Origin of the sequence: Desulfobulbus alkaliphilus (assembly GCF_016918545.1) — a bacterium.
Taxonomy (GTDB): Bacteria; Desulfobacterota; Desulfobulbia; order Desulfobulbales; family Desulfobulbaceae; genus Desulfobulbus; species Desulfobulbus alkaliphilus.
The window spans coordinates 107,946-130,358 of record NZ_JAFFQC010000002.1; the positions used below are offsets into that span (position 1 = coordinate 107,946).

22 protein-coding genes are annotated in these 22,413 nt (G+C 52.5%); all 22 read right to left on the bottom strand.

The features are described from left to right. Positions 1–19: 19 nt before the first annotated feature. Positions 20–799: an electron transfer flavoprotein subunit beta/FixA family protein gene (locus JWG43_RS01555; protein ID WP_205241052.1), complete on the bottom strand. Its 780-nt coding sequence runs from the start codon at positions 797–799 to the stop codon at positions 20–22. A 13-nt stretch (positions 800–812) separates the two neighbouring features. Then, on the bottom strand, positions 813–1,961 hold the full coding sequence (locus tag JWG43_RS20010) for an acyl-CoA dehydrogenase family protein (RefSeq protein ID WP_338033211.1): 1,149 nt from the start codon (positions 1,959–1,961) through the stop codon (positions 813–815). Between the two features lie 18 nt (positions 1,962–1,979). Further along, positions 1,980–2,957, bottom strand: coding sequence for a beta-ketoacyl-ACP synthase III (locus JWG43_RS01565; RefSeq protein WP_205241053.1), 978 nt, complete (start codon positions 2,955–2,957; stop codon positions 1,980–1,982). Positions 2,958–2,969: 12 nt separating this feature from the next. Continuing rightward, positions 2,970–3,980, bottom strand: coding sequence for a phosphate acyltransferase PlsX (gene plsX / locus JWG43_RS01570; RefSeq protein WP_205241054.1), 1,011 nt, complete (start codon positions 3,978–3,980; stop codon positions 2,970–2,972). 8 nt (positions 3,981–3,988) lie between these two features. Further along, positions 3,989–4,183: a 50S ribosomal protein L32 gene (rpmF, locus tag JWG43_RS01575; RefSeq protein WP_338033212.1), complete on the bottom strand. Its 195-nt coding sequence runs from the start codon at positions 4,181–4,183 to the stop codon at positions 3,989–3,991. 70 nt (positions 4,184–4,253) lie between these two features. Continuing rightward, the gene (locus JWG43_RS01580) at positions 4,254–4,778 is read right to left on the bottom strand and encodes a YceD family protein (RefSeq protein WP_205241056.1); all 525 of its coding nucleotides are present in this window, start codon (positions 4,776–4,778) and stop codon (positions 4,254–4,256) included. A 663-nt stretch (positions 4,779–5,441) separates the two neighbouring features. After that, a complete protein-coding gene (locus JWG43_RS01585; RefSeq protein ID WP_205241057.1) occupies positions 5,442–6,080 on the bottom strand; it encodes an MlaC/ttg2D family ABC transporter substrate-binding protein in 639 nt (212 codons plus the stop codon). A gap of 172 nt (positions 6,081–6,252) precedes the next feature. Further along, positions 6,253–7,008: an MlaA family lipoprotein gene (locus JWG43_RS01590; RefSeq protein ID WP_205241058.1), complete on the bottom strand. Its 756-nt coding sequence runs from the start codon at positions 7,006–7,008 to the stop codon at positions 6,253–6,255. Between the two features lie 15 nt (positions 7,009–7,023). Beyond that, positions 7,024–7,476 (bottom strand): outer membrane lipid asymmetry maintenance protein MlaD, encoded by a 453-nt coding sequence (gene mlaD / locus JWG43_RS01595; RefSeq protein ID WP_205241059.1) that lies wholly within the window; start codon positions 7,474–7,476, stop codon positions 7,024–7,026. Further along, complete coding sequence (locus JWG43_RS01600; RefSeq protein ID WP_205241060.1) at positions 7,476–8,288, bottom strand: ABC transporter ATP-binding protein; 813 nt, start codon at positions 8,286–8,288, stop codon at positions 7,476–7,478. Before JWG43_RS01600 ends, mlaD begins: the two co-directional genes overlap by 1 nt. Further along, entirely contained in the window at positions 8,285–9,010 is a 726-nt protein-coding gene (locus JWG43_RS01605; protein ID WP_240193305.1) for an MlaE family ABC transporter permease, read from the bottom strand. The genes JWG43_RS01600 and JWG43_RS01605 overlap by 4 nt, the downstream gene beginning before the upstream one ends. Before the next feature lie 223 nt (positions 9,011–9,233). Continuing rightward, on the bottom strand, positions 9,234–9,923 hold the full coding sequence (locus JWG43_RS01610) for a PilZ domain-containing protein (protein WP_205241062.1): 690 nt from the start codon (positions 9,921–9,923) through the stop codon (positions 9,234–9,236). Between the two features lie 94 nt (positions 9,924–10,017). After that, positions 10,018–11,094 carry a phosphatase domain-containing putative toxin gene (locus tag JWG43_RS01615; RefSeq protein ID WP_205241063.1) on the bottom strand — a complete coding sequence of 359 codons (1,077 nt, stop codon included), beginning with the start codon at positions 11,092–11,094 and terminating at the stop codon, positions 10,018–10,020. Positions 11,095–11,096: 2 nt separating this feature from the next. Next, the gene (locus tag JWG43_RS01620; RefSeq protein ID WP_205241064.1) at positions 11,097–13,577 is read right to left on the bottom strand and encodes a PEP/pyruvate-binding domain-containing protein; all 2,481 of its coding nucleotides are present in this window, start codon (positions 13,575–13,577) and stop codon (positions 11,097–11,099) included. Positions 13,578–13,839: 262 nt separating this feature from the next. Next, positions 13,840–14,496, bottom strand: a complete 657-nt coding sequence (locus JWG43_RS01625; protein ID WP_205241065.1) for a hypothetical protein — start codon at positions 14,494–14,496, stop codon at positions 13,840–13,842. Between the two features lie 229 nt (positions 14,497–14,725). After that, complete coding sequence (locus JWG43_RS01630) at positions 14,726–15,880, bottom strand: sulfite exporter TauE/SafE family protein (protein WP_240193306.1); 1,155 nt, start codon at positions 15,878–15,880, stop codon at positions 14,726–14,728. A 416-nt stretch (positions 15,881–16,296) separates the two neighbouring features. Continuing rightward, positions 16,297–17,979 carry a GAF domain-containing protein gene (locus JWG43_RS01635; protein ID WP_338033213.1) on the bottom strand — a complete coding sequence of 561 codons (1,683 nt, stop codon included), beginning with the start codon at positions 17,977–17,979 and terminating at the stop codon, positions 16,297–16,299. A gap of 82 nt (positions 17,980–18,061) precedes the next feature. Beyond that, complete coding sequence (locus JWG43_RS01640) at positions 18,062–18,433, bottom strand: response regulator (RefSeq protein WP_205241066.1); 372 nt, start codon at positions 18,431–18,433, stop codon at positions 18,062–18,064. A 93-nt stretch (positions 18,434–18,526) separates the two neighbouring features. After that, a complete protein-coding gene (locus JWG43_RS01645; protein WP_205241067.1) occupies positions 18,527–18,694 on the bottom strand; it encodes a hypothetical protein in 168 nt (55 codons plus the stop codon). A 462-nt stretch (positions 18,695–19,156) separates the two neighbouring features. Continuing rightward, on the bottom strand, positions 19,157–19,573 hold the full coding sequence (locus tag JWG43_RS01650; protein ID WP_205241068.1) for a YkgJ family cysteine cluster protein: 417 nt from the start codon (positions 19,571–19,573) through the stop codon (positions 19,157–19,159). A gap of 1 nt (position 19,574) precedes the next feature. Beyond that, positions 19,575–20,984, bottom strand: coding sequence for a sigma-54-dependent transcriptional regulator (locus tag JWG43_RS01655; RefSeq protein WP_205241069.1), 1,410 nt, complete (start codon positions 20,982–20,984; stop codon positions 19,575–19,577). 140 nt (positions 20,985–21,124) lie between these two features. Further along, positions 21,125–22,153: a thiamine-phosphate kinase gene (gene thiL, locus JWG43_RS01660; protein WP_205241070.1), complete on the bottom strand. Its 1,029-nt coding sequence runs from the start codon at positions 22,151–22,153 to the stop codon at positions 21,125–21,127. Between the last annotated feature and the right edge of the window lie 260 nt (positions 22,154–22,413).

The following is a 22,413-nucleotide window of genomic DNA, read 5'->3' on the forward strand; positions in this document are numbered from 1 at the left end:
GATGTAAAGCGCTTGTTGTCTAGAGGTGGTTTTTCAGGCATGCCACCAGTTGTTCGACCTGTTGCTGGACGTTTCCCGAAAACATCATGCGATCCCCACGGGCTTCCGGCGAAAAGACCCGGACAACCTGTGTGGGTGATCCGGTCAGCCCGATACACAGTGGATCCGCACCGATGTCAGCAGCGGACAATTGTCTGATGGTCGCTTTTTTCGCTTTCATCTTGCCTTTGAGCGAGGCGACTCGCGGTTCATTGATATCCTTGACAACAGTGAGCAATGCCGGCAGTGGCAGACGGACCACATCATAGCCGTCATCCATCATCCGTTCTACCTCGATGGCATCCCTGGAGACATGTCGGGTTTTCTGCACACAGGTTACATAGGGAATCTGTAACCGGCAGGCCAGCCCGGGGCCAACCTGGGCTGTATCACCGTCAATGGCCTGTTTGCCGCAGAGAATGAGATCGAATGCTCCCAAGGCCTGCGCAGCAAAGGCCAAAGTGTAGGCAGTAGCCCAGGTGTCGGCACCGGCAAAAGCCCGGTCGGAGACGAGAACGCCTTCATCGGCACCGCAGGCAATGGCTTCCCGCAAAACGGCTTCGGCCTGGGGAGGACCCATGGTGATCACGCTCACCATGCCACCCAGCTGTTCTCGAATGGCCACAGCCTCTTCCAGAGCATGGCGGTCATAGGGATTCATGATCGAATCGACACCTTCACGTGCCAGGGTGTTGGTGACAGGGTCAAGACGTACGTCTTTGGCGTCTGGAACCTGTTTGATACAGACAAGTAGCTTCATTATCCGACGTTGCTCAGGAATATTCTTTGTTCAGCTCCTGGCCGATAACATTGCGCTGGATCTGATTGGTCCCTTCATAGATCTGCAGAATCTTGGCATCCCGCATCATTTTTTCCACCGGATATTCTTTCATGTAGCCATAACCTCCCAGGACCTGGACAGCATCGGTGGTCACTTTCATGGCCATATCGGTGGCAAAGACTTTGCACATCGACGAGGCTTTGGACATATTCTTGGGGTGAGCGTCAATATGCCGAGCCGCTGCATACACAAGCGCGCGACCGGCTTCAACCTGAATGGCCATATCAGCCAGCATATGCTGCACAGCCTGGAAGGCAATAATAGGTTTACCAAACTGGACCCGTTGCTTGGCATAGACGACCGCCTCGTCAAGGGCGGCCTGAGCCAGGCCGATACCCAGCGAGGCAATCCCCGGTCGGGAAACATCCAAGGTTTTCATGACCGTGATAAATCCGGTGCCCCTTTTGCCTACAAGTCGGTCCTTGGGAATGCGGCAATCTTTAAGAATCAATTCACGGGTTGCAGAGGAGCGTATCCCCATCTTGTCTTCTTTTTTTCCATACGAAAAACCGGGATCCCCGTCTTCAACTACAAAAATTGAGGCACCCCGCGCCCCTTTACTCGGATCGGTCAGGGCAATGATCGTGTAGATCTGCGCTTCCCCGCCATTGGTGATCCACTGTTTTGTCCCGTTGAGGACCCATTCGTCCCCGTCCAGAACCGCCGTGGTTTGAATACCGGATGCATCGCTGCCGGCGTTGGCCTCGGTCAGTCCGAAAGCCGCCCATCGGGTGCCTGCGGCAATATCCGGAAGATACTTTTGTTTCTGCTCATCGCTGCCCGCTATGAGCACCGGAAAAATACCAAGGGCACTGGCAGCAAAGCTGGTGGCCACCCCCACGCAGCCACGGGCAAGCTCTTCCATGGCCAGAACAATTTCATAACAGCCGCCGCCAAACCCTCCATATTCCTCGGGGACAAAGATGCTGAACAGATCAGCCTTGGCAATATCTTGAAGAATTTCTTTGGGAAATTCGTTTTTTTCATCTAATTCCGCCCGCACTGGAATAATTTTTTCATTGGTGATTTCGCGGGCGGTATCAATGATCATCTGTTGGTGTTCAGTAAAAAAATAGTCCACTACGTCTCTCCTTAACTCTTACCACCGCATGAGCAGCGACCCCCAGGTGAGGCCACCGCCAAAGGTACACAACAGAACAATTTTTCCGCGCACCAACCTTCCTTGCCTGTTGGCTTCATCAAGGGCGATGGGAATACTGGCAGCGGAGGTATTACCATATTTATCAACATTTATGAAAACTTTTTCTTCAGGGACGCCGAGACGGTCCCTGAGGTTTTTTAGAATGCGAATGTTGGCCTGATGGGGAATCATCAAACTGATATCGTCCACACCGATGGCGTGCGAGGTCAGCAGACTGTTCACGGACTCAGCCATCAAGCGAACGGCATATTTGAAGATATCACTGCCGTTCATCTGGATAAACGCTCCCTGCCAATCCTCACGCTGCAAATCCGGATTACGACTTTCCGGGCTGTCCATGAACAACAGTTTCCACAATCTACCATCGGCATGGAGATTGGTGCCGAAAATGCCCCGCCCGTCACCGCAACCGCTGAGTACGGCGGCTCCGGCTCCGTCACCGAACAGCACGCAGGTGTTTCGATCTGCCCAGTTCACCCGAGCGGAAAGGGTTTCAGCGCCAATGAGAAGAATCTTCATGTCCGGACGGCTGTGGATATAATTACGAGCGAGATCGAGACCGTAGGTGAATCCGGCACAGGCAGCATTAATGTCGTAGGCAAAGGCATTGACCGCGCCAAGTTCAGCCTGGACAAAACAGGCCGTGGACGGCATGATCATGTGCGGCGAGATGGTGGCGACTACAATGAGGTCAAGTTCCTCGGGCTGAATTCCTGCATCAGCGAGGGCACGCCGCCCGGCGGAGGTCGCCAGTTGGTAATTCTGTTCATTTGTCCCAGCGATCCTGCGCATGCGGATCCCGGTCCGTGAGGTTACCCACTCATCGCTGGTGTCCACCACCTGCTCGAGTTCGGCGTTGGTGAGGATACGTTCGGGCAGGCTGGAACCGGTGCCAAGAATAACGGCTTTTTTCATGTATACCCTGTATTACGCCGCATATTCGTTCAGGGAACCGACAATAGCGTCGTTTACCCCATTGCGGACCATTGTTGCGGCAACTTCAATAGCATTGCGGATAGCGATGGCATTCGAGGCGCCGTGACAGATAATGCCGGTGCCGTTAATCCCAAGCAATGGTGCTCCGCCGTACTCGGCATAATCAACTTTCCTTTTAAAAGCGGCAAAGGCCTTGCGAATGAACAGATATCCCAACTTGGCACGCCAGGTGTTCATGATCTCCTGCTTGAGCATCTGCATAGCGGCCTCTGCCAGCCCTTCGCTGATTTTCAAAGATATATTGCCGACAAAACCGTCACAGACAATGACGTCCACATCTCCTTTGTAGACATCCCGCCCTTCGACGTTGCCGATAAAATTAAGCGGACTTCTTTTCAGGAGCTCATGCGCTTCCTTGACCAGAGCATTTCCTTTCCCTGTTTCCTCGCCTATACTCAGTAAACCGATGCGCGGACGTTCGAAATCATGCAGCAGTCGGGAGCAGGATGATGCCATGACGGCAAACTGGTACAGATGCTGAGGACGACAATCGACATTGGCACCGATATCCATCAGCATGACAGGTTTTTTCAGGGTCGGGAAAAAACTGGCAATGCCCGGCCGGATAATTCCGGGCAAACGTCCAAGTTTTTTGACGGCTGCAGCCATGGTGGCCCCGGAATTTCCGGCTGACACCAACGCCATGGCCTGACCGTCTCGCACCAGGTCAAAGCCGACCACCACGGTCGCCTCTTTCTTTTTGCGGACCGCATCCACAGGAGACTCGTCCATGGTGATCACATCGGACGCATGGTGGACGGAGATTCTCTCGAGCAGCTCACCTTTTCCGCCGGCTTTTTCAGTGAGCCGCGGTTCTAAAACCGAGCGGGGACCAACCAGAATAACACTGAGTTCGTTTTGCTCCTGGACAGCGGCTAAGGCGCCCAGGATTGCCATCTCAGGCCCCCGGTCGCCTCCCATTGCATCAAGGGCTATCCTCACTGTGGTGCCTAATTAATATCTTCCTCGAGTTGAACCACACTTCGGCCCCTGTACATACCGCATCCTCCACAAAGTCGATGCGACATTTTCGGCTCACCACATTCGGGACAATTGCCGATATCAGGTGCACGTAATGCGTCATGAGCCCGGCGCTGTCTGGTCCGCGAACGTGAGTGTCTTCTTTTCGGTAAAGCCATTGCCATCCTCCATCTTATCGATGACGCATACCGTTCCGTATCACTAACAGACGGTATGGGCCACTGTATATAGTTTTTATTCTTTTCTATTTTTCAATTGAGCGAGCACTGCGAAAGGCGAATGCTCCTGCCTGATTGTACAGCTGCATTGCTCCTGATTCATATTGACGCCACAGCGGGGACAAATCCCCAGACAAGAATCGGCACAAAGGGCTTTAACGGGAAGTGCCAGATATACCTGCTGCCGGAGGATATCGTCAAGATCAATAACCGGTTCTTCCAGCACGATGGTGTCCAGGTCCTTCAGACAGTACTCCTGGTCTTGCTCATCATGGAACTGTTCGGGTGCCATGACAAAAAATTGCTGCCATTCGACCTGCATCTCGAAATGAAAAGAGGTGAGGCAACGGTCGCATACCAAGGTCAAGGGGCCGCTCAGCTTGCCCTGGAGAGCGACTTTATCATCATCCCCGCGCAACACCACACAATTCGCCTGGATTGGACCGGCAACAGTGAAATCCTGGTGAGCGGTCAGTCCTGGTATCTCCCGAATCGCATAGCTAATCCCCTGGGAGGGTATTTCATCAAACCGAATACGCATGCCCGATCAGCCAACCGACAGAATTGATTTTGCAAAAACTAGAAAATATACAAAAATAATAAAATTATCGCCATCTAAAAATGGAAGAGAAGGAGAGAAACGCACCAACACGGCAAAATGAGATCAATATGAGCAAAGGGCTGAAAAAATATCAGGGAAGGGACTGAGAAAGGTTAGGACTTCCGAAAGGCTGAGCAACAAGGGGTATGCATCCGGTCACTGCCAGCGCAGCGCAAACAGCATGACCGACTTTGATCCTGACCGGTGCACAGATCAATCAAGGCCGGAACCTGGACTTGATTGATCAGCCATATGTATAAGTGGGACTCGACCATCGCCCCCAGGCTTGGATAGTGGAGGCGGTCCACCACAGCCCCTGCAGGCGGGCGGCCTTGGCATAAAGAAACAGGGAGGTATTATCCGTGACGGCTGTACTCTTGGTTGAGTTTTATTTTTCTGTAATCAGGTTATCATTGCAACGGAATCCTTGAAAAACCTTTCACCCTCGGCCCTGCGGGGCGTGCGGACGCGCGCCATATTCATTGACTGTAACCGTTCGATAAAGTCTAGTTTTATCATACGGTCCCAGACAATGAAGCTGAGGCAAGGGCGGACGCTCACGAATCCAGAGAAAGACACTGCCGCATCTGCCGGCAGAACCATTCAGGTTGCTTCCCTCTTGCCGCCATCCAGCTCATCAATCCTTTCTTCAAGCTTCCTGATAAGACCAATGTACCCATGCCGCCTGATGATCTCCCGGAACTGCTCCATGTAATTACGGACCAAGCTCACCCCTTCAGCAACTATGTCGTAGGCCATCCAGCGGTCCTCTTGCAAATGCATGATGTAGGAGACATTATAGGACCGATCTCGATCAACCAATATTGTCTGCACTTCGGCCCGGTCTCCCCGGATGCGTTGCCCTACGAACTCAACTTCCTGGCCCGAATAGTCATCGATTCTATCTATATAGGCGTATTGAAGCAACTGGGTAAAAAGTGTGACAAATTGTTCCCGCTCCTCGGCGTCGATATTGCGCCAATGAGGTCCAAGAACTCTTCTGCTCATCTCGTAAAAATCGAATCGTTCACGAACCAGTTCCACCAGAATCTCACTCTGCTCCTTTCTCGACAGAGTATACAACTCAGGATCGTTGAGCGTTTCAGTGACTTTTTGCAGAAATGGACGGAGCTGTTCGATCGGATCCTGGACGGCCAAAGCAGAGAGCGGTTGACACAGCATGCTGATGAAAGCAAAACTGAACAACAGGGCGCGAAAAGAACAGGGAAAATTTTGTGCCATGCAAAGAGGTCCTATCAATCGTATTCCAGGTAATTTGTATGGTCAGTAAAAAGTCGAAAAATGTACAGGTGCACAGACTATGTGGATGGATGCATATCAACTACACCACAATCTTTTGAGCATTGATCTTGAAAACAGGACTTTTTATGACTTCATCATTTTTGCTGTCAGGTCACTCGTCCAACTCGAAAAAATCCACCCTCCTTTCCCGCATCTGGAAGTACCCGTTACGAAAAGCTACATAGGGATCAAAACTCATGGCTTTGAGACGTTCGTACTCTCCAAGGTGCAGTGAGGTGCGGTTAACCGTGTTTACAGTGTACACCGAGGTTGCAGTTTTCAAATCATCGTTCCAAGGATAGTAGGTGGTAACGGCCACGATGTCAACCATGCTGCCGCTGAAATCACGAAGAGTCGACGGCCCCATGAAGGGCACGACCAGATAAAACCCATCTCCCACCCCCCAAACCGACAGTGTTTCTCCAAAGGATGCCCGGACCGGGGCCAATCGAAACTCATTGGATGCGGGATCCGCCAGACCGAAAACACCGAAAACGGTATTGATAAAAAACCGGCCGAGTGCTCGACCGGAATCACGGAATCTTCCCTGCAACAGACAATTGGCCGAACGGACGGGTTCTCCGAGATTATGGAAAAAATTCGCCACACAACCCCTGATATCCGCAGGGACCACCTTGCTGTAGCCGGTGGCTACTGGGTTCAGTACCCAGATATAGACGATATCGTTAAAGGTAAAAATAACCCGATTCAATGGTTCCAATGGATCATTGGGCAGGGCAAATTCCTCGTAGCTCGCATCATCGAGAAAATCAAAAGCCTGACAGGTCCCGGCCCCGACGAGTAGTGCCGCCAGCATCAGCGGCAGAACCAACCGCAGTGAAAAAAACTGTGTCCATTTCAGCTTCATTATTGCAAATCCTGCTTAATTGCCGACTTGTCCAAAGGCAAATTGTGAGATAAGCGACTCGATATCAATGGCTGGTTCAGTATCCCAGATCAAGCCGCCGGGTTGATGAAACTCTTCATCACCCCCCAGGGTGATCTGAATGAATTTGTCGCCTATTATGCCCTGGGACTTGATGGATGCCATGGAATCCAACGGTATCTGGATATTCCGGTCGATCTGCAGCGTCACCAGGGCCATATGATCCTCATTCAGCCTGAGATGACCGACCCGGCCCACTGTCACCCCGGCAATCTGGACATCAGCACCGGATTTGAGTCCGGAAATATTGCTGAATTCCGCCTCCAGGGCATAGTGCCTTGCTCCGGTCAGCCAGGGCACATCACCCAATTTCAAGGCCAACCAGCCAAAGGCTAGAAAACCTGCCACCAGAAAACAACCGACAAGTATCTCTATACGCGTATTCGCCATCACTGCTTCTCCTGCTTCTCGTTGCTCAACTGTTGCCCCATGACCATCAGGGCAAATTCTCGAATAAACCGCTTCTGGGATCGACCGATCTGATCGGCATCGGTAAAAACATCAAATTCTCCCTTATTCAACAGGACAATCTGATTGGCGAGGGAAAAGACCTGGGGTATATCGTGACTGACTATGACAGCGGTATACCCAAGTCGCTGCTGCGTTGTGGTGAACAGTTCATAAATCTCCCGGGTCATGACCGGATCGAGCCCGGTGGTGGGTTCATCAAAAAGGACGATCTCGGGATCGAGTTGCAGTGCTCGCGCCAGGCCAACACGCTTCTTCATCCCGCCACTGAGTTGAGCCGGAAATTTATCTTCATGCCCGGTCAACCCCAACTGCTCAAGGGTTGCAGAGACCCGGCGGTCGATTTCCCCGGCGGACAACTCGGTTCGTTCTCGCAGGGGAAGGGCGACGTTCTCATGAACCGTCAGCGAATCAAACAGGGCGGAGCCCTGAAAGAGTACCCCAAACAACATCCGGACCTCCTGCAGGGACTTGTATCCAAGGGTGGCAATGTCCTGATTGCCCACCAGCACCTTGCCGGAATCCGGTCGTAGCAGGCCAAGGATCAGCTTGAGAACAACACTTTTCCCCTGCCCGCTTCCTCCGGCTATAACTGTTGTTTGGCCCCTGGGAATGGAAAAACTGACCTTGTCGAGCACGACATTACGCTTGGACCGTTCACCAAAAGCTTTACAGACCTCGACAAACTCAATCGCCGGGGTCGTTACGGCTGTCGCCTCACGTACGTTCTTCATAGGAGCACCGCAGTGAGCAGGTAATCAAAAATCAGCACGGAAATTGAAGACATGACCACAGCCTGCGTTGTCACCTTGCTGACACTTTCGGCTCCGAATCCGGCTCCGCGGATCTTCTGGACGAAATACCCCCGTCCGGTGCATATCCAGACTATCAGCAAGGCAAAGACAAAAGACTTGATAACCCCTAGTCGGATCTCATGATTGGTGACGCTCTGCTCCATACCGAAAAAGAAGGCGCCGGAATTGACCCCCATCAGCTTGACACCGGCCAGATATCCTCCCCAGATACCAACCACATCAAAAACAGCGGTCAACAACGGCAGAGAAATGAGCATTGCCAGAAATTTTGGGGAGATAAGATAACGAAAGGGATCAATGGCCATGCATTCCAATGCATCGACCTGTTCGGAGATCCGCATGATGCCGATTTCGGCACACATCGCCGATCCGGCACGGCCAGCCACCATCAGGGCAGTGAGCACTGGTCCGAGTTCCATAATCAGGGTGAGTGCCACCGCTGACCCGAGCATGCCTTCAGCGCCGAATTTGTTGAGTGAATAGTACCCCTGCAGCCCCAGAACCATGCCAGAGGACAGGGCCGTGAAAAAAATGACCGGCAGGGAACCGGCCCCGATAAAATACACCTGCTTAACCACCTCCCTGAATCGAAAAGGTCTCTTAAACAGGCCGATGAGGGCGTAGAACAGAAAAATGCCCATTCTGCCGAGGTCAGTCAGAACGTACAGGGCCCGTCCACCAAGGCCACCAACTCCTCGGAGGACCGGATTTTGTCTGTCAGATTCAGATGCAAGTTGGTTCATGGAAGAAAAAATAGGAAAGTAAAATCGTTAAAGTCCACAAGAGGAATGGGATAATCAGGGGTTTTGGCGGCTGGACAGAATCATGAAGAGAGCCAGATGAGTAATCGTGCCCTTAGACCTGTCAGCACGAAGGCAGAGAGCCTGAAGCGAAATCCTCACAGAAATTCTCCGCAATCCTGGTGGGATCTTCAGAGGAATACAAGACCAAGGTCTGCAGAAACATGAAACTGTCCCGTTCCATTTCTACAAAAGCCAGGCCGATTCCATCAGGTTCACGTCTGAGAATTTTTCCGGAAAAAGTCAGGATAAAGCTGGCTTGACTACCGGTGTGCCGCATTTGCAGGCGACATTGTTCTCCAACTGGGATGTCGATATCAGCCTGAACGAATATTCCTCCAAGACTCAAATTCTTAATTGGATAGGGCCCCAGAACCTTTTGCCCGCCAACAATCCTGACACTGCGGTTGCAATCCACCCGGGCGTGACGTCGTTTTTCCGGGATGTAGGGTGTAGTGACAGTGGCAGACATGATTCTCCAAAAGGTAGCAGCTTTAAAATACATCACAATACTATTGCATTCCGCGCTGACAATGGCAAGAGATTCCTGTTTTTTTAAAACATCCCTGGATCCGTGAGCGTTCGTCCGTGCGTCAGCTGTATTGTCTGTGACCGTTCGATTAAAGTACACTTTATCGGACGGGTACGGGCAATGAAGATGGCGTGCGGACAGACGCCCCGAAGGGCGGCTGGTGAAAATTCCCTTTAAGCATTCTACTGCAATTACAATATGATTACAGCAAGATATATCCAAAAAAACGTCCAGCCGTCACGGATTCAGGACATCCAAAGGAGCCTGCCCCTTCAAGATGAATAGATCAAAGGAGACCATTTTTTTTGAGCGGCACTCAGTTGCTGATCGAACCTGAAGCGCCTTCCGCCTTGAGCAGGAGGTGAAAGAAGCGTTCGACATATTTTCCAGACACCACATCGGACAAGGAAAATTCAAGGTGCTCATCTACTGGAAACGCGGAGGCAAAGGCAAGAAAGAGCTGATTAGACAAATGAAAAAGACCTGGAAAAAGCACGTCCGACCAGAGTTCGGCTTTGATCTCCTCCGGTAATTCGAAAGTCCTGCACTGCAAAGGACGCCATTGGTAAATCTGACAGCGATCTGCATACCACAAAGGGCACATAGCTCCAGCGTCGCGAAGACAGAAATCTCCTGTTTCTTCCAGCCGACCGGCAGCCTCCCGTTCCTGTCTTGCCACCACCACTGCCCTATTGATGGCCGCCATCCGCTCTTCACTGCTCAAGGCAGTATTCAAGGCGTGAGTCACGGACACTGCTTCTATAAGAGTCAATCGCACCGGAGTTGAGCCGCAGCGGTGATGATCCCGACCGCAACGGCCAATCTCACCGATCTCGATTCCTGCCAGATCTTCCACCCAATCGACCAACTGTCCGTAATCAGAAAAAAAAGGAGCCAGATCCACCAGGTTTTTCATTTCCAGTGAAGGCTGACGAATGCTCAACCGGCGCTCTTTTCTCCCGTATTTACGGATAGTCCACCACTGCTCGAAGTTAGCGGGCCTGGAACGCAAACCTTTGAGCGTTTTCCAGGCCAGTCGGTGTCCCAGTCCCCGCCGCAAAAGGTACGCATTGAGCAGTGTGCCGGTGCGACCGATGCCGTGCCGGCAATGAATAAGGACCTTCTTGCCCAGATAAATGGCTTCATCCAGCCAGGATAAAGCCCGTTCCAACTCGACCAGGCTCGGCGCCTCCTCATCGGGAACCGGCATATAATAGACTTCGAATCCGGCCTCCCGCTCAATATCGTGGAGATCACAGAATTCCGCGCACAGGTTGAGGATAGCGGAAATACCCTGGGCCCTCAGGGCATCGAGATCATCATGGCTCATGGGAGCCCGGCCAACGGCCAACCGATCAGTGACCCAGGTGAGAGCAGATGATTTGCCGAACATATTTACGGTTCCTCAGGGGCTCGTTTCGCCATGAAGTCGTCCACCAGTGCGTCCACTTGATCCGGTTCGCGCAACCCCATATCCATAAGTCGGGTCATGGCAAGAATATACCCTAATTCGGTCAGGCGCTGCAAGATGTCGACATCCATGCTTCGAGAAAATCGGGCATCCAGGAGGTCACCACGACGGGTCATGCGAAAACCGAAATGGCTGAGAACCCGATCAATGAAATCCAGTCGATGGATTCGCTGATCAAAGGCGGCCCCACCACCTTTGAAACGAAAACTGATATAATTATTGTCGACCTTGGGACCGCAGAAGGCATCCACCACGGAAAAATGATACCCGAAACGGACCATTATGTGGAGATAGATGTCGGAAACCACCACGTAACTGGCCAGAAACCTGGCATCTGTACTGAAAATCCCCGCACTGACCCGATCAAAGGTCTCCCAGTCCACATGGGTCAGACTGTCCGACCATGGCACCTCGGGATCGGCCAGCCCCTCCCAGAAAGCTTTGAGCAGAGAACTTTTGAAATCTTCCGGAACAAACTCGGTTTTACCGGCGGCATGGGCATGCAAACCATCACCAAGATCAAGAATATACAGGATCAAGGGCAAATCGGTAACGAGTTTCTTGGCGCCGGACATGGCTGCACCGCGTGCATCCACCAGGGAAAACATGCTGTTCACACTCGTTTCATGCATGTACCGCACCAGATCATGGAGCGAACGGGCCAACTGCCATTGAAAATCCGGTGATTGCGGATCGGTGAGATGCAAACGGGTGAGCAGGGGGATGACTGCCTCCTGGCGTGCCGATAACGGACGGCGATTGACGTTGTTCTGGCCTAAGGACAACTCCTGAGGACATCCGGACACAATCCGCCCTTGATCCGCATCCACTGTGATCAGCTGTCCGGGCGAAAACGAGGAAAAAGCAAGGTCTCCAACCAGGACCGGCAACCCGAACTCCCTGGCCACGGAAGCAAAATGGCTGCCTCGGCTGCCGGCAAGACTGACCACGGCAGCCACCTGACCAACAATCCGTACCAGCGCCGGGCTGAGATTGTGCACGAGAATAACAGACCCGAAAGGTATTTCTGCCGGATCGCTGACAGTTTCAACTAGAAATACCGGCCCACAGCCCACCCCGGAAGAAGCCGGAATCAATCCTTCAGCGAGAAGATCTGCCGCATCAAGAGGAAATTCCGGAGTCCGGGGCAAGGGAGACACCGACTGCGATGGACAGGCAATGGGCCTGCTCTGCAGGATATACGGTGTACCGGCATGATCCACAACCCATTCAATATCCTGAGGATGGGTAAAAATACGCTCCAGTTCCATGCCCATCCCGGCGAGGCGAAGCCCAAGGCCTGGTTCCAAAACCGGTTTTCCCTCAACTTTCGGTTCGCTGAGCAGGACAGGTTCGGGAGCACGACTGAAAGAAAGCACCTGCGGCCTGAGACTGCCGTCCACCAGGTACCGTCCCGGGGCTGCCACGGCGTACAGCGCCAGACTCTCCCGTTCCCTGTCGCCTTGCTCTGTACATTGATCCGGGTCCCGTGTATACATAACCCCGGCAGCCAGGGCATCCACCATGGGCATGATCAAAACAGCCATGGGAACTTCTTCATCGGCTAATCCATGTAGAATGCGATAGGTAACAGCCTTGGGGGCGTATCTGCTGGCCAGGACTCGTTTATAGGCCATGATCACCTGGTCCCGCCCTACCCCGAGTTCACTGGAAAACTGACCGGCAAAGGAGACCTTACCGTCTTCGCTGACCGCGGAAGACCGTAAGGCCACCGTGCCGCCATCACTGCAGAAATGATCCGCCACCCTGGTCAGTTCGATGGCAATCTCATCAGGCACCTCCGCAGCCAGGACAGCGCCCTGCGCCTGATAACAAAGCCGCGAGACGTCCTCGGTTTCGGCCAGTACAATCTGCTGCAAAATACGACGTAACTGCAGATCCAACCTCTTATGCTGCATAACTCGGTTACATGCTGTTGTCGTGACGACAAAAGCGGGCAGCACTGGGATATCAGGGGAGAGAGCTGCTGTGGCAAGGTTGGCAGCCTTGCCACCGACCAATTGCGGCTTGTCGGCACACTCGTCCAGAGGGACAATAAAGGGGGGGGTATCACCGGTGGTGGGGAATGAAGTGAGTGTTTCCTGTATCTGGCGTTCGATCGTTACAAGATGCTGCTGAATGTTCCGGAAGCGGACCGGATCCATCTTTTTTAAGGCCTCAGCCATGCCGGCAACTTCAGCGACCAATCGGGAAGAAAGCCAGACCACCCTGGCGTGGTCCACAGGGTTTGTCCCGTAAAAATGTTCCTCCAGGTCGGCGATCAACTCAAGGCAGCTGTTGTCATGGACGATCAGTTCCCTGAACGCCGAGTATTTTTTGCGCAGAAGTACGCTCGGAGAAAACAGCTTTCCCGTCAGATAGTTGAAAATTTGTCGCCAGTTCATGCCACAGTCTTTTGCAATGCTACGGTCAGCGCAACACGATCATAGCTTGTTGCACCCTAATGCCTATCCAGACCAGGCTCAATTCTCCTGGCACTGTGTTGCGCTGTCAAATGCACTCCTCCTGAAATGAATCAAATCCGTGACGGCTGGACTGTTATTTTAGATATATCTTGCTGTAATCATATTGTAATTGCAGCAAAATCCTTACAGGTAACCTTTACCAGCCGCCCTTCGGGCCGCCCTGGCCTGTCATCAACTTCCGTTATTTTTTCGCTGTCAGCCCGTCACCCAAATCCGGCAACCGCTGCTCGGTCCAGAATTTTTCAGGAAGTCCCTTGTGTTCGTGCAGTTCTTCCCATTTGATCATTTCCACTTCTCCCTGGTCAAGACCGACTCGAGGATCGCGATTAAAAAAATAGAGATATGGCTTGACTTTGTTCCACAGTATCCGGGCCAGGATGTACATCGGAATCGGGACCGCGGCAAACCCGACCGTATCGCCGAAAAAGGGTAAAGAAAACAGCAGTTCGAACTCAACCCGGGAAAAACGTGTTGCCATCCAGGCCAGGGCAAAGGGGACCGGCCACAGATAAGCGGCGCCATGGGTCACCATATTAAAAAAATATTTTCCAAAGGCCTCGTTCGCCTCTTTATTGCACGAGCGATAACTTTCTTTATCCTTGATGACAATCGCCTTGACGGAAAGATTATGCATCCTCACCGCCTGGGCCCGCAGGGCGTTCACATGGCGCCCGTTGACCGCTGACACCAGTCGAAAGGTCATTTCTCCAAAAAGCACACACCACGCGCAGAGAACAAAGGTGCCAAAGAAAAATCCAACAATAGGGACCGCAAAGACCCTGTACGGTGCGATGAGCACCGCATCAAGAGCGGCAAAGAGCACAGGCCATAATTCCATGATTATACTGCTCCGGTCAGGATAAAGAAAAAGCAATGAGAAGAGCCAAGTCTACTGGACCGACCTGGCAGCCTGGATTCTTGGTTCTTTGCTGGGCAACGCAGCAGTGATCACTCCCAAAAAGGAAGCCCCTGTCAGAAGAGGCTTCCTTTCCGCGATCTAAAACAGGTTTGTTTTCCGGTGAAGATCTTCCAATCACATCGTTAAAGGGGATCAATATTGTCAATAATCAACCACCGGTAATCAGACTGATGAGGTCTTTACCCAAAAATCCTCTGGCCATGAAGTTAAAGCCGACGTAAAAGGCCAGAACAATAAAAATTCTGGTCAAGATCTTGTCCGGAATATATTGCGATGTCCTCGGCCCAATCATGGATCCGACAAAAATACCCGCCAGCTGGGTGCCGATGAGCGGCCAATGCACCAGGGCCCCGGCGGCAAGGTAGCTCAGGATACTGGTAATCATGCCAATGAGCACTGCCATGGCCGATGTTCCCGCCGCCAGATACATAGGCAGTCCGGTCACACTGGTCAGAAAGGGAACAAGTATGAACCCTCCACCTACTCCGAGGAAGGCCGCAATGGAGGCGATTATGAAACCGCCAAGTACTGCATAGAGCGGATTGAGTGAAAATTCGACCCCGTAAAAGGTAAACACTATCCTGGACAGACTGAATTTCCTGACTTTCACGCCCAGTTCGCTGGTGTCGACAGCTTCACCGGCTTTTTTCTTTTTGACCGTTGCTTCAAAAGCGTTGGCAGCCTCCTTGGCTTTTTTCTTTCTTTTCGATCCGGCTGGTGTAGTTTCATACAGCATGTAGCAGCCGAGAAAAAGAACGAAAATACCAAAAAAACCGACATATTCGCGGAAGGAAATCTTGCCGGCGGTCAGGGTTGGTACCAGATAGCTGCCCAGGATCGAGCCAATGGCCAGAAAAAGGCCCACCGGCCAGACAAGGCGCCCGAGTTTAAGGTAGTTGAATGTTGAAACCAGAGCACTGAAACCGACCATAAACTGATTGGACACGCGGATGGAGTCGGTGACCGCCTTATTCAGGGTTGGGGAGGTCTGCCTGAAGTCTGCCGCATAATTTCCCAACCCATACACGGAAATATGCCCTATACCGGCCATGATACCGCCAAAGGCGCCCACCGTGGAAAAAATCCATCCGACCCAGATAGCCCACACAAAGGCCATGATCAGATTGATCTGGGGACCACCCGGAATGCCCAGATATCCCGGGGCGTCCTCGGGATTAATGGCATTTGCAGATACCCCCTGGCTGATACCTTCCGCCAACGGGTCGGCAAGCGCTGCTCCCCCTGTGGCAAAACCGCACAGCAGTAGAGCGGACAAAACAATGAGCATAAATCTCTTGTGCATACTTTTCCTCCTGATGTTGAGATGAAAAACTTCTTTCCTGGTGCCTCTTCAGCAACGAATCACTGTGCTCACCGAAGCCCGACACCCTGCCTGCCCGCATACGACGCGCTGGTTCACGATTGCGGTTTCCTGGATGTACAATCTTCTCCTTGCACCCGGTGAACGGTTACCGTACATACCTCCTTTTCATCCGCACCGGCTTTATTCCCTGCCTGAATCCGTGAGCGTTCGTCCGTGCGTCAGCTTGGTTGTTCGTGACCTTTCGATTAATGGACACTTTATCGGACGGTTACGGGCAATGAAGATGGCGTGCGGACGGATGCCCCGAAGGGCGGCGGGTGAAAGTTATTGCCAAGGATTCCGCGGCAATTATAAAATGATTACAGTAATATATGCCCAAAACAAGCGTCCAGCCGTCACGGATTCAGGTCCTTGGTATCGGTGAAGGTCAATATCCTGCTGGTCCCGACATACTCTTTCCCGGTGAATCCGGTCATCGAAGTCATCTTTCGGGTCAGTTCACCGATTTGCCGTAGATTGCGGATGATTATTTCCAATTCACCGGCCTCTTCGGGTTGCGTTCGGTCCTCGGCGAGCAATTCCGCCGTCCCTAATGCCGCAAACAATGGGGTGTTGATCTCATGAGCCACGGTCCCGGCCAATTCGACGACCCCCTGTAGTTTGCCACGCTCCATCTTTTCTTCCGCCAGCATCCGTTCACTGGTAATGTCACGAATGATCTCGACGACATAGTCTATGTGTCCATCCGCATCAAAAATCGGCGATGCCGTCCGTTCGAGCCAACGCGTCCCTTCGCTGCCGGGAGACTTCTGGATAAAGGGCTGCATCGTTTTCCCCTGAAGGATCTGATCGACCGGGCAGCAGGCAGCATCAGCGGTGCAGGTACACAGTTCGCCGTACTCCATGCCCAGAATCTCAGCCTCCTTTTTACCCGTGGCGTCAAGAAAAACCTGATTGGCAAGAACCACTCGGCGTTGACGATCAAGAACAAGCAGTTGATGCTGCAGGCTATTGATAATGTCGGCAAGAAACTGTTCATGCGCCTCGATCCGTTCGACAAGCCCATTGATCTGTTGATAGCTTCTGGCATTGCGAATGGCTGAACCACCCACTTCGGCCAGGGTGACGGCAAAACGGACCTCGGTATCGGTAAACACCCTGGGAGCATCGGCCAGAATGCGCATGACTCCAATCACTTCTTCATTGACCTGCACCGGAACAGCCAGCAGCGATACAATTCCTTCATCAAGCATCTGCTGCCGGTATTCAACCCTTCGATCACTGCTGACATCATAAATTGCCACGGGTTCTCCACTGAGAACCATGCGGATATTCTGTTCCTTTTCAACCATTCCTCGCTGCAGATATCTGTCAGAAACACCCGAGGCTGCTACCAGCTCCAGTCGCTTTTTGTCAGGATCCAGCAGTCGCAGGGTGCAGGCTTTGGTATTCATGGCCACCGCAACCCGTTCAACAATGGAACGAAGCACGGCATCCAGATCCAGGGTTGAATTGACCAGCCGGGAAATCTCCTGAATTTCACGAAGAAAATTCAACTGGTTGGCCATCTCGCGAAACATCCGCCCATGGGAAATGACAACACCAACCTGTTCGGCGAGGACCATGGAAGAAGAGATCTCGCTCGAGGAGAAATTTCTTGGCTTCCGGGTGAGAAGACGCATGATACCGATGAGTTCACCCTGGAAAACTATAGGCAGTGTGAGGACTCCCTTGATCCCTTCACGAACGGCTGCTTCCCGGAAAGGATAGAAGGGGTTCTCGTCGACATGGGAATCAGAGACCGGGCATCCCGAACGAACCCGGGCCATGGTGGCTTCCGTATCGATAATCTCCCGGGAAAGATATTCAATAGAAACACCATGGGCTGCACCGAGTACAAAAGAACGGGTCGAGGTGTCAAGCAACCGGATAGTGCAGGCATCGATGCCGAGCAATTGCGGCAGGCTGCGGACAATGGTATCCATAATCTCCTGGGGATCAAACACCATCGAGGTCAGCCCGGCGACCTTGCCAACGACCTGGAGAAACTGGTACTCAAGTGTTTGCTGATTCTCCACGACAGCCTCTCGTCTGTGACTCAGTAGCGCTCATGGGGCAACGATGGATTTTGTTCTGAGCAACACATTCCGAACCCGCAAGTCATTGACCGGATCCCGCGGTCAGCACCTTTTCCACTTTTTCTTCCAGTTCGGCACGGTCAATGGGCTTGACACAGTATTCATCCGCACCCAGACTGATGGCTTCCCGGGCGGTCTCCACCGTTGGATAGCCAGTGAGCATGATGGCTCGAACCGAGGGGTTTTCTTTTTTCAGAACAGCCAAAACTTCGATACCGCTCATTTTTTTTAGCTTTATATCGAGGATGGCAAGATCAACAGGGTTCTTTCGGGCAAAGGCAATCGCTTCATCCTCTTCCGTAAAAGTATGAACGGTGTGCCCCTTTTTTCGTAATATTTTGCCAACGAGCACAGTGGCGTCGAGAACATCATCAAGGGCAAGAATTTCAGCCATGCAATCCTCCTGAAAAAATACACCTATCGTTTTTGCCAGGACAAGAGCCGCTCATCGGCTTGGATACGATTCCGGAGGAGATCGTCCTGGTGGTCATGATATCGCCCTTCTCTTTTCGCTGATCAACGAAGCTTGATGACGGATATGGCGACCATTTTCTTGTTGCATCCGGTGGGTTCCGATCGGCTGCACACGCAAACAAAAGAAAAAAAACAACATTATAAAGGCTTGACCCAACTCTGTTGCTGCCAGTTTTTTCATTCTTTGCAGTATCAATGCCAATCCGATGTCAAGCCCGCACAGTGATACCCGCGCCGGCTGTTCATCAGCCCATCCCCTTAAATAAATATACTTTTTTAAAATGAATAGACAGTCCGTGTCACCGAGCAGGTCGCTGCGGTGGAGCAGGTTATCCTTTCAGTGCGCAACAAATAAGATGCACTGAGAAACAAATAAGATGCGCCCGGCTCAACCGGGGCGAAAGAAAGGAAAAAGGAAGGAAGGAAGGAGAGTTGCGGCCAGGATACATGAACATTCGTCCGTACGTCCACTTTATTGTCAATAACCGTTGGACTAAAGGACACTTTATCGGACAGGTACGGGCAATGAATATGGCGCGCGGGGGGATGCCCCGAAGGGCGGCTGGTGAAAGTTATTGTCAAGGATTCCTCAACAATTATAAAATGATTACAGAAGGATATATCCGAAATAAGGGTCCAGCCGTCACGGATCCAGGTCTGAGTGACCATGGCAACGATTGACTGGTAAAAGCACCTGTTCCACCCGCGGCTGAATAATATCCAGCAACTCCGAATTTTCCAGGTACGGACAGGGTTTGTCATAAGGAAAATCCCGGCACTGTTGCGGACGGGCTTCATGAATGGTGCAGCGCCGACACATCCGCTCGTTGCTCAGCAGGATACAGGAACCGTCTTCCCTGGTTTTGAAGGTGTTTTTCCCTTCCATGAACCGCCGCCGCACTTCGCCGTCGCTGATACCAAAATACCGGGCAATCCTGTTGATATCCTCCGCCCGGATAAGCAGAGTGGAGCCGGGGAGACGATAACAGCAATAGCCGGGACAGTACTTGCAATAGTTTTTATTGTGGGCCAGAACATACCCGGCAGGATTTTTCTCCATGTCAGCGAAAACTCCCTGGTTCGATTCGATAGCGACGGAGCAGGCGCTGCAGGGCCTGCCTCTCCATTCCGCAAGCCCGGGCAGCGACAGTTATGTTACCGCCAGCAGCCTGAAGGGCCTCAGTGAGATATTCCGCATTGAATTGCTCCAGAATGTTGTGCTTGGCTTCTTTATAGGAAAGATGCCGCCAGGTATCACGACTGCCGGTTTGCACCGGTTCGGCCGGAAATGAATAATGATCAACGAGGTCTTCTATTTCAATGCGGCTGCCCTGACTGAGCAGCACGGCTCGATTGACGACATTTTCCAATTCCCGGACATTGCCGGCCCAGGGTCGCTGCATCAGGTTACGCAGGGCATCGGCGCTGAATTCCAATTCCTCCCGCCCGTGTTCTTTGCTGTAGCGTTCGAGAAAATGCTGTGCCAAAAGGGGAATGTCGGACACCATATCCAACAGGGAGGGCATGGTCACCGTCATAACGTTGAGCCGATAGAACAGATCCTCCCGGAACTCACCGCGTTTGATTTTTCCTTCCAGATCCTGGTTGGTCGAAGCCACGACCCGAACATCAACACTGAAGGTCTTGTTCTGCCCCAGTGGCTGGACCTCTTTCTGCTGCAAAACCCGAAGAAGCTTGGTCTGCACCGCAACCGGGATATCAGCGATTTCATCCAGGAGAATGGTCGAACCCTGAGCCTCGACAAAAAGGCCGGTCTTGTCCTGGTCGGCACCGGTGAAGGCTCCCCGGCGATAGCCAAACAACTCACTCTCGAGAATATGCTCCGGCAGAGCCGGGCAATTAACCGTCACCATGGCCCGATGTGCTCGACCGGATAGGGCATGCAGGGCTCTAGCCGCCAATTCCTTGCCGGTGCCCGACTCACCGCGAATTAAAACGGTCACATTACTGGACGCGACGCGCTCAATCAATTCCAACGTCCGCAGCATACGTTGTGAACGGCCGACAAAACCATGTCGATTCCCCCCGTCATCGAGGCGATGCTGGAGCCGTTTGTTTTCCCGTAGCAGTCGGGTTCGTTCAACAGCCCTGTCAATGGTGCGAATGATGCGCTCATTGTCGAAGGGTTTTTCAATGAAATCGTAGGCACCTTCCTTGAGAGCCTGTACCGCCATTGCAATCGTCCCGTACCCGGTCATGAGAATGGTGGTGATGGCAGTATCCAGCCTATTGATTTGGCCGAGAAACTCAAATCCATCCATTCCTGGCATCTTAATATCGGTAAGGATGACATCAAAGTCATGATCCTTGAGTTGCAACAAGGCCTGTTCGGCGGAAAAAGCCGTCTCCACGGTGTAACCGCATTTTTTCACCAGCACTTTGGTCAACAGATTGAGCATATCGTGCTCATCATCGACAATCAGTACTTGTGGACGATCTTTCCGCTTCATGGTCGTATCCTTTTAGTCCCCACAGTGCTGAGAGCATGCAAATGATTGAGGTTGAAGAATCCCGGAAGGACACCTGCCGAGAAGAACAGAGAATGCTTCATCTTTGGCCACCGACGAAACGGAAAAAATCGCGGGAAGGTTCACTCGCCCCCCTGTCCTCCGTCACTGGAGCGAAAATGATCATACCCCCGGTATGCTACAACCTCCTCGCTGCAGGTGCCGTCGGCAAGCCGGCGAACCAGGGTCACCCCCGTTCCTTCGATAATATCACCAACCGGCGAAACCTTCAGCTCACACTTTTCGGCAATGCGGCGTATCGCAGCGCTGTTGGCGGGATCAGCGGTGAACAGCAATTCGTAATCCTCACCGCCGCTGATAATCCAGTTCAGCGTATCCGCGCCCACGAGTCGAGCCGGCCGAGCCAGGGTTGCCGCACCGGGCAGATCGTGCCCGATAATCCGTCCTGCCACTCCGGATTGCCTGCAGATATGAGCCAGATCGGTGGCCAGTCCATCGGAGAGATCCATCATGGCATGAACCAGCCCCGCAGCAGCCAGCGCCTGTCCCAGAGCGACCCTGGCGGTGGGATTGAGATGTTTTTCGCGGATGGCGGCAAAGTCCTGCTCATCCGCACCGATACCACTGCTCAGCATATGCAGGCCGGCGGCCGCCAGGCCAAGTTCACCGCTCACCCAGATGGTGTCTCCGGGGCGGGCACCGTGGCGATACACAACCCTGCTGGTCTCAATTTGACCGATAACCGTCAGGGTGAAAGCAAATCCATCCGGATTGCGCACCGTATCACCGCCGATAATCAGGCATCCATATTCGCGACAAGCAGCGGCGAGGCCGTTGCCAAAGGCCTTGAACCATTCCTGGTCAAACCCCCGAGGCATGGCTGCTGAGAGGAGGACAAAAAGTGGTGCCCCTCCCATGGCGGCAATATCACTGACATTGACGGAAACAGCCTTTCGCCCCACTTTCTCCGGGGGATGAAAAGACGTATCAAAATGAATCGATTCAATCAACGTGTCCATGGTCAACAACCAGGATCTGCGATCATCCCGGGCGACCACCGCGCAATCATCGCCGATACCAGCAACAAGATCCGCTGAACTTTCCGGGCCGGCAAGGTCGACGATGTATTCAATAATCTGGCGTTCGTTCACGACTGAGAATCCTCGTGGTCAAATTCGACAGCTAGGCAACGCCGCGGTTGCGAAGCCATGGTTTTCTCAAAACAATGCTGGGCAGTGTTTTTTTCGGCGGAGTTTTTTCAGCTTTTGCTCATCCGGAAAGGCTCTTTGTGCCGCTGCCATATGCATTCCTTCGAAGAACACATATTCACCTGCGCTGAATTTGCCGGCACGACTCGATGCAGGAAAAGCCTTGTTTCAGTATCCTGAATCCGTGACGGCTGGGCTCTTGT

Excerpts from the sequence above, each read along its gene's own strand:
- JWG43_RS01605 (WP_240193305.1), bottom strand. The coding sequence starts at position 9,010 with ATGGGCATTTTTCTGTTCTACGCCCTCATCGGCCTGTTTAAGAGACCT.
- JWG43_RS01640 (WP_205241066.1), bottom strand. The coding sequence starts at position 18,433 with ATGGCTGAAATTCTTGCCCTTGATGATGTTCTCGACGCCACTGTGCTC.
- JWG43_RS01630 (WP_240193306.1), bottom strand. The coding sequence starts at position 15,880 with ATGCACAAGAGATTTATGCTCATTGTTTTGTCCGCTCTACTGCTGTGC.
- JWG43_RS01620 (WP_205241064.1), bottom strand. The coding sequence starts at position 13,577 with ATGAACTGGCGACAAATTTTCAACTATCTGACGGGAAAGCTGTTTTCT.
- JWG43_RS01615 (WP_205241063.1), bottom strand. The coding sequence starts at position 11,094 with ATGTTCGGCAAATCATCTGCTCTCACCTGGGTCACTGATCGGTTGGCC.
- mlaD (WP_205241059.1), bottom strand. The coding sequence starts at position 7,476 with ATGGCGAATACGCGTATAGAGATACTTGTCGGTTGTTTTCTGGTGGCA.
- JWG43_RS01565 (WP_205241053.1), bottom strand. The coding sequence starts at position 2,957 with ATGAAAAAAGCCGTTATTCTTGGCACCGGTTCCAGCCTGCCCGAACGT.
- JWG43_RS01555 (WP_205241052.1), bottom strand. The coding sequence starts at position 799 with ATGAAGCTACTTGTCTGTATCAAACAGGTTCCAGACGCCAAAGACGTA.
- JWG43_RS01650 (WP_205241068.1), bottom strand. The coding sequence starts at position 19,573 with ATGGAGAAAAATCCTGCCGGGTATGTTCTGGCCCACAATAAAAACTAT.
- JWG43_RS01655 (WP_205241069.1), bottom strand. The coding sequence starts at position 20,984 with ATGAAGCGGAAAGATCGTCCACAAGTACTGATTGTCGATGATGAGCAC.
- JWG43_RS01580 (WP_205241056.1), bottom strand. The coding sequence starts at position 4,778 with ATGCGTATTCGGTTTGATGAAATACCCTCCCAGGGGATTAGCTATGCG.
- rpmF (WP_338033212.1), bottom strand. The coding sequence starts at position 4,183 with ATGGCAATGGCTTTACCGAAAAGAAGACACTCACGTTCGCGGACCAGA.
- JWG43_RS01600 (WP_205241060.1), bottom strand. The coding sequence starts at position 8,288 with ATGAAGAACGTACGTGAGGCGACAGCCGTAACGACCCCGGCGATTGAG.
- JWG43_RS01585 (WP_205241057.1), bottom strand. The coding sequence starts at position 6,080 with ATGGCACAAAATTTTCCCTGTTCTTTTCGCGCCCTGTTGTTCAGTTTT.
- JWG43_RS01645 (WP_205241067.1), bottom strand. The coding sequence starts at position 18,694 with ATGAAAAAACTGGCAGCAACAGAGTTGGGTCAAGCCTTTATAATGTTG.
- JWG43_RS01625 (WP_205241065.1), bottom strand. The coding sequence starts at position 14,496 with ATGGAATTATGGCCTGTGCTCTTTGCCGCTCTTGATGCGGTGCTCATC.
- JWG43_RS01590 (WP_205241058.1), bottom strand. The coding sequence starts at position 7,008 with ATGAAGCTGAAATGGACACAGTTTTTTTCACTGCGGTTGGTTCTGCCG.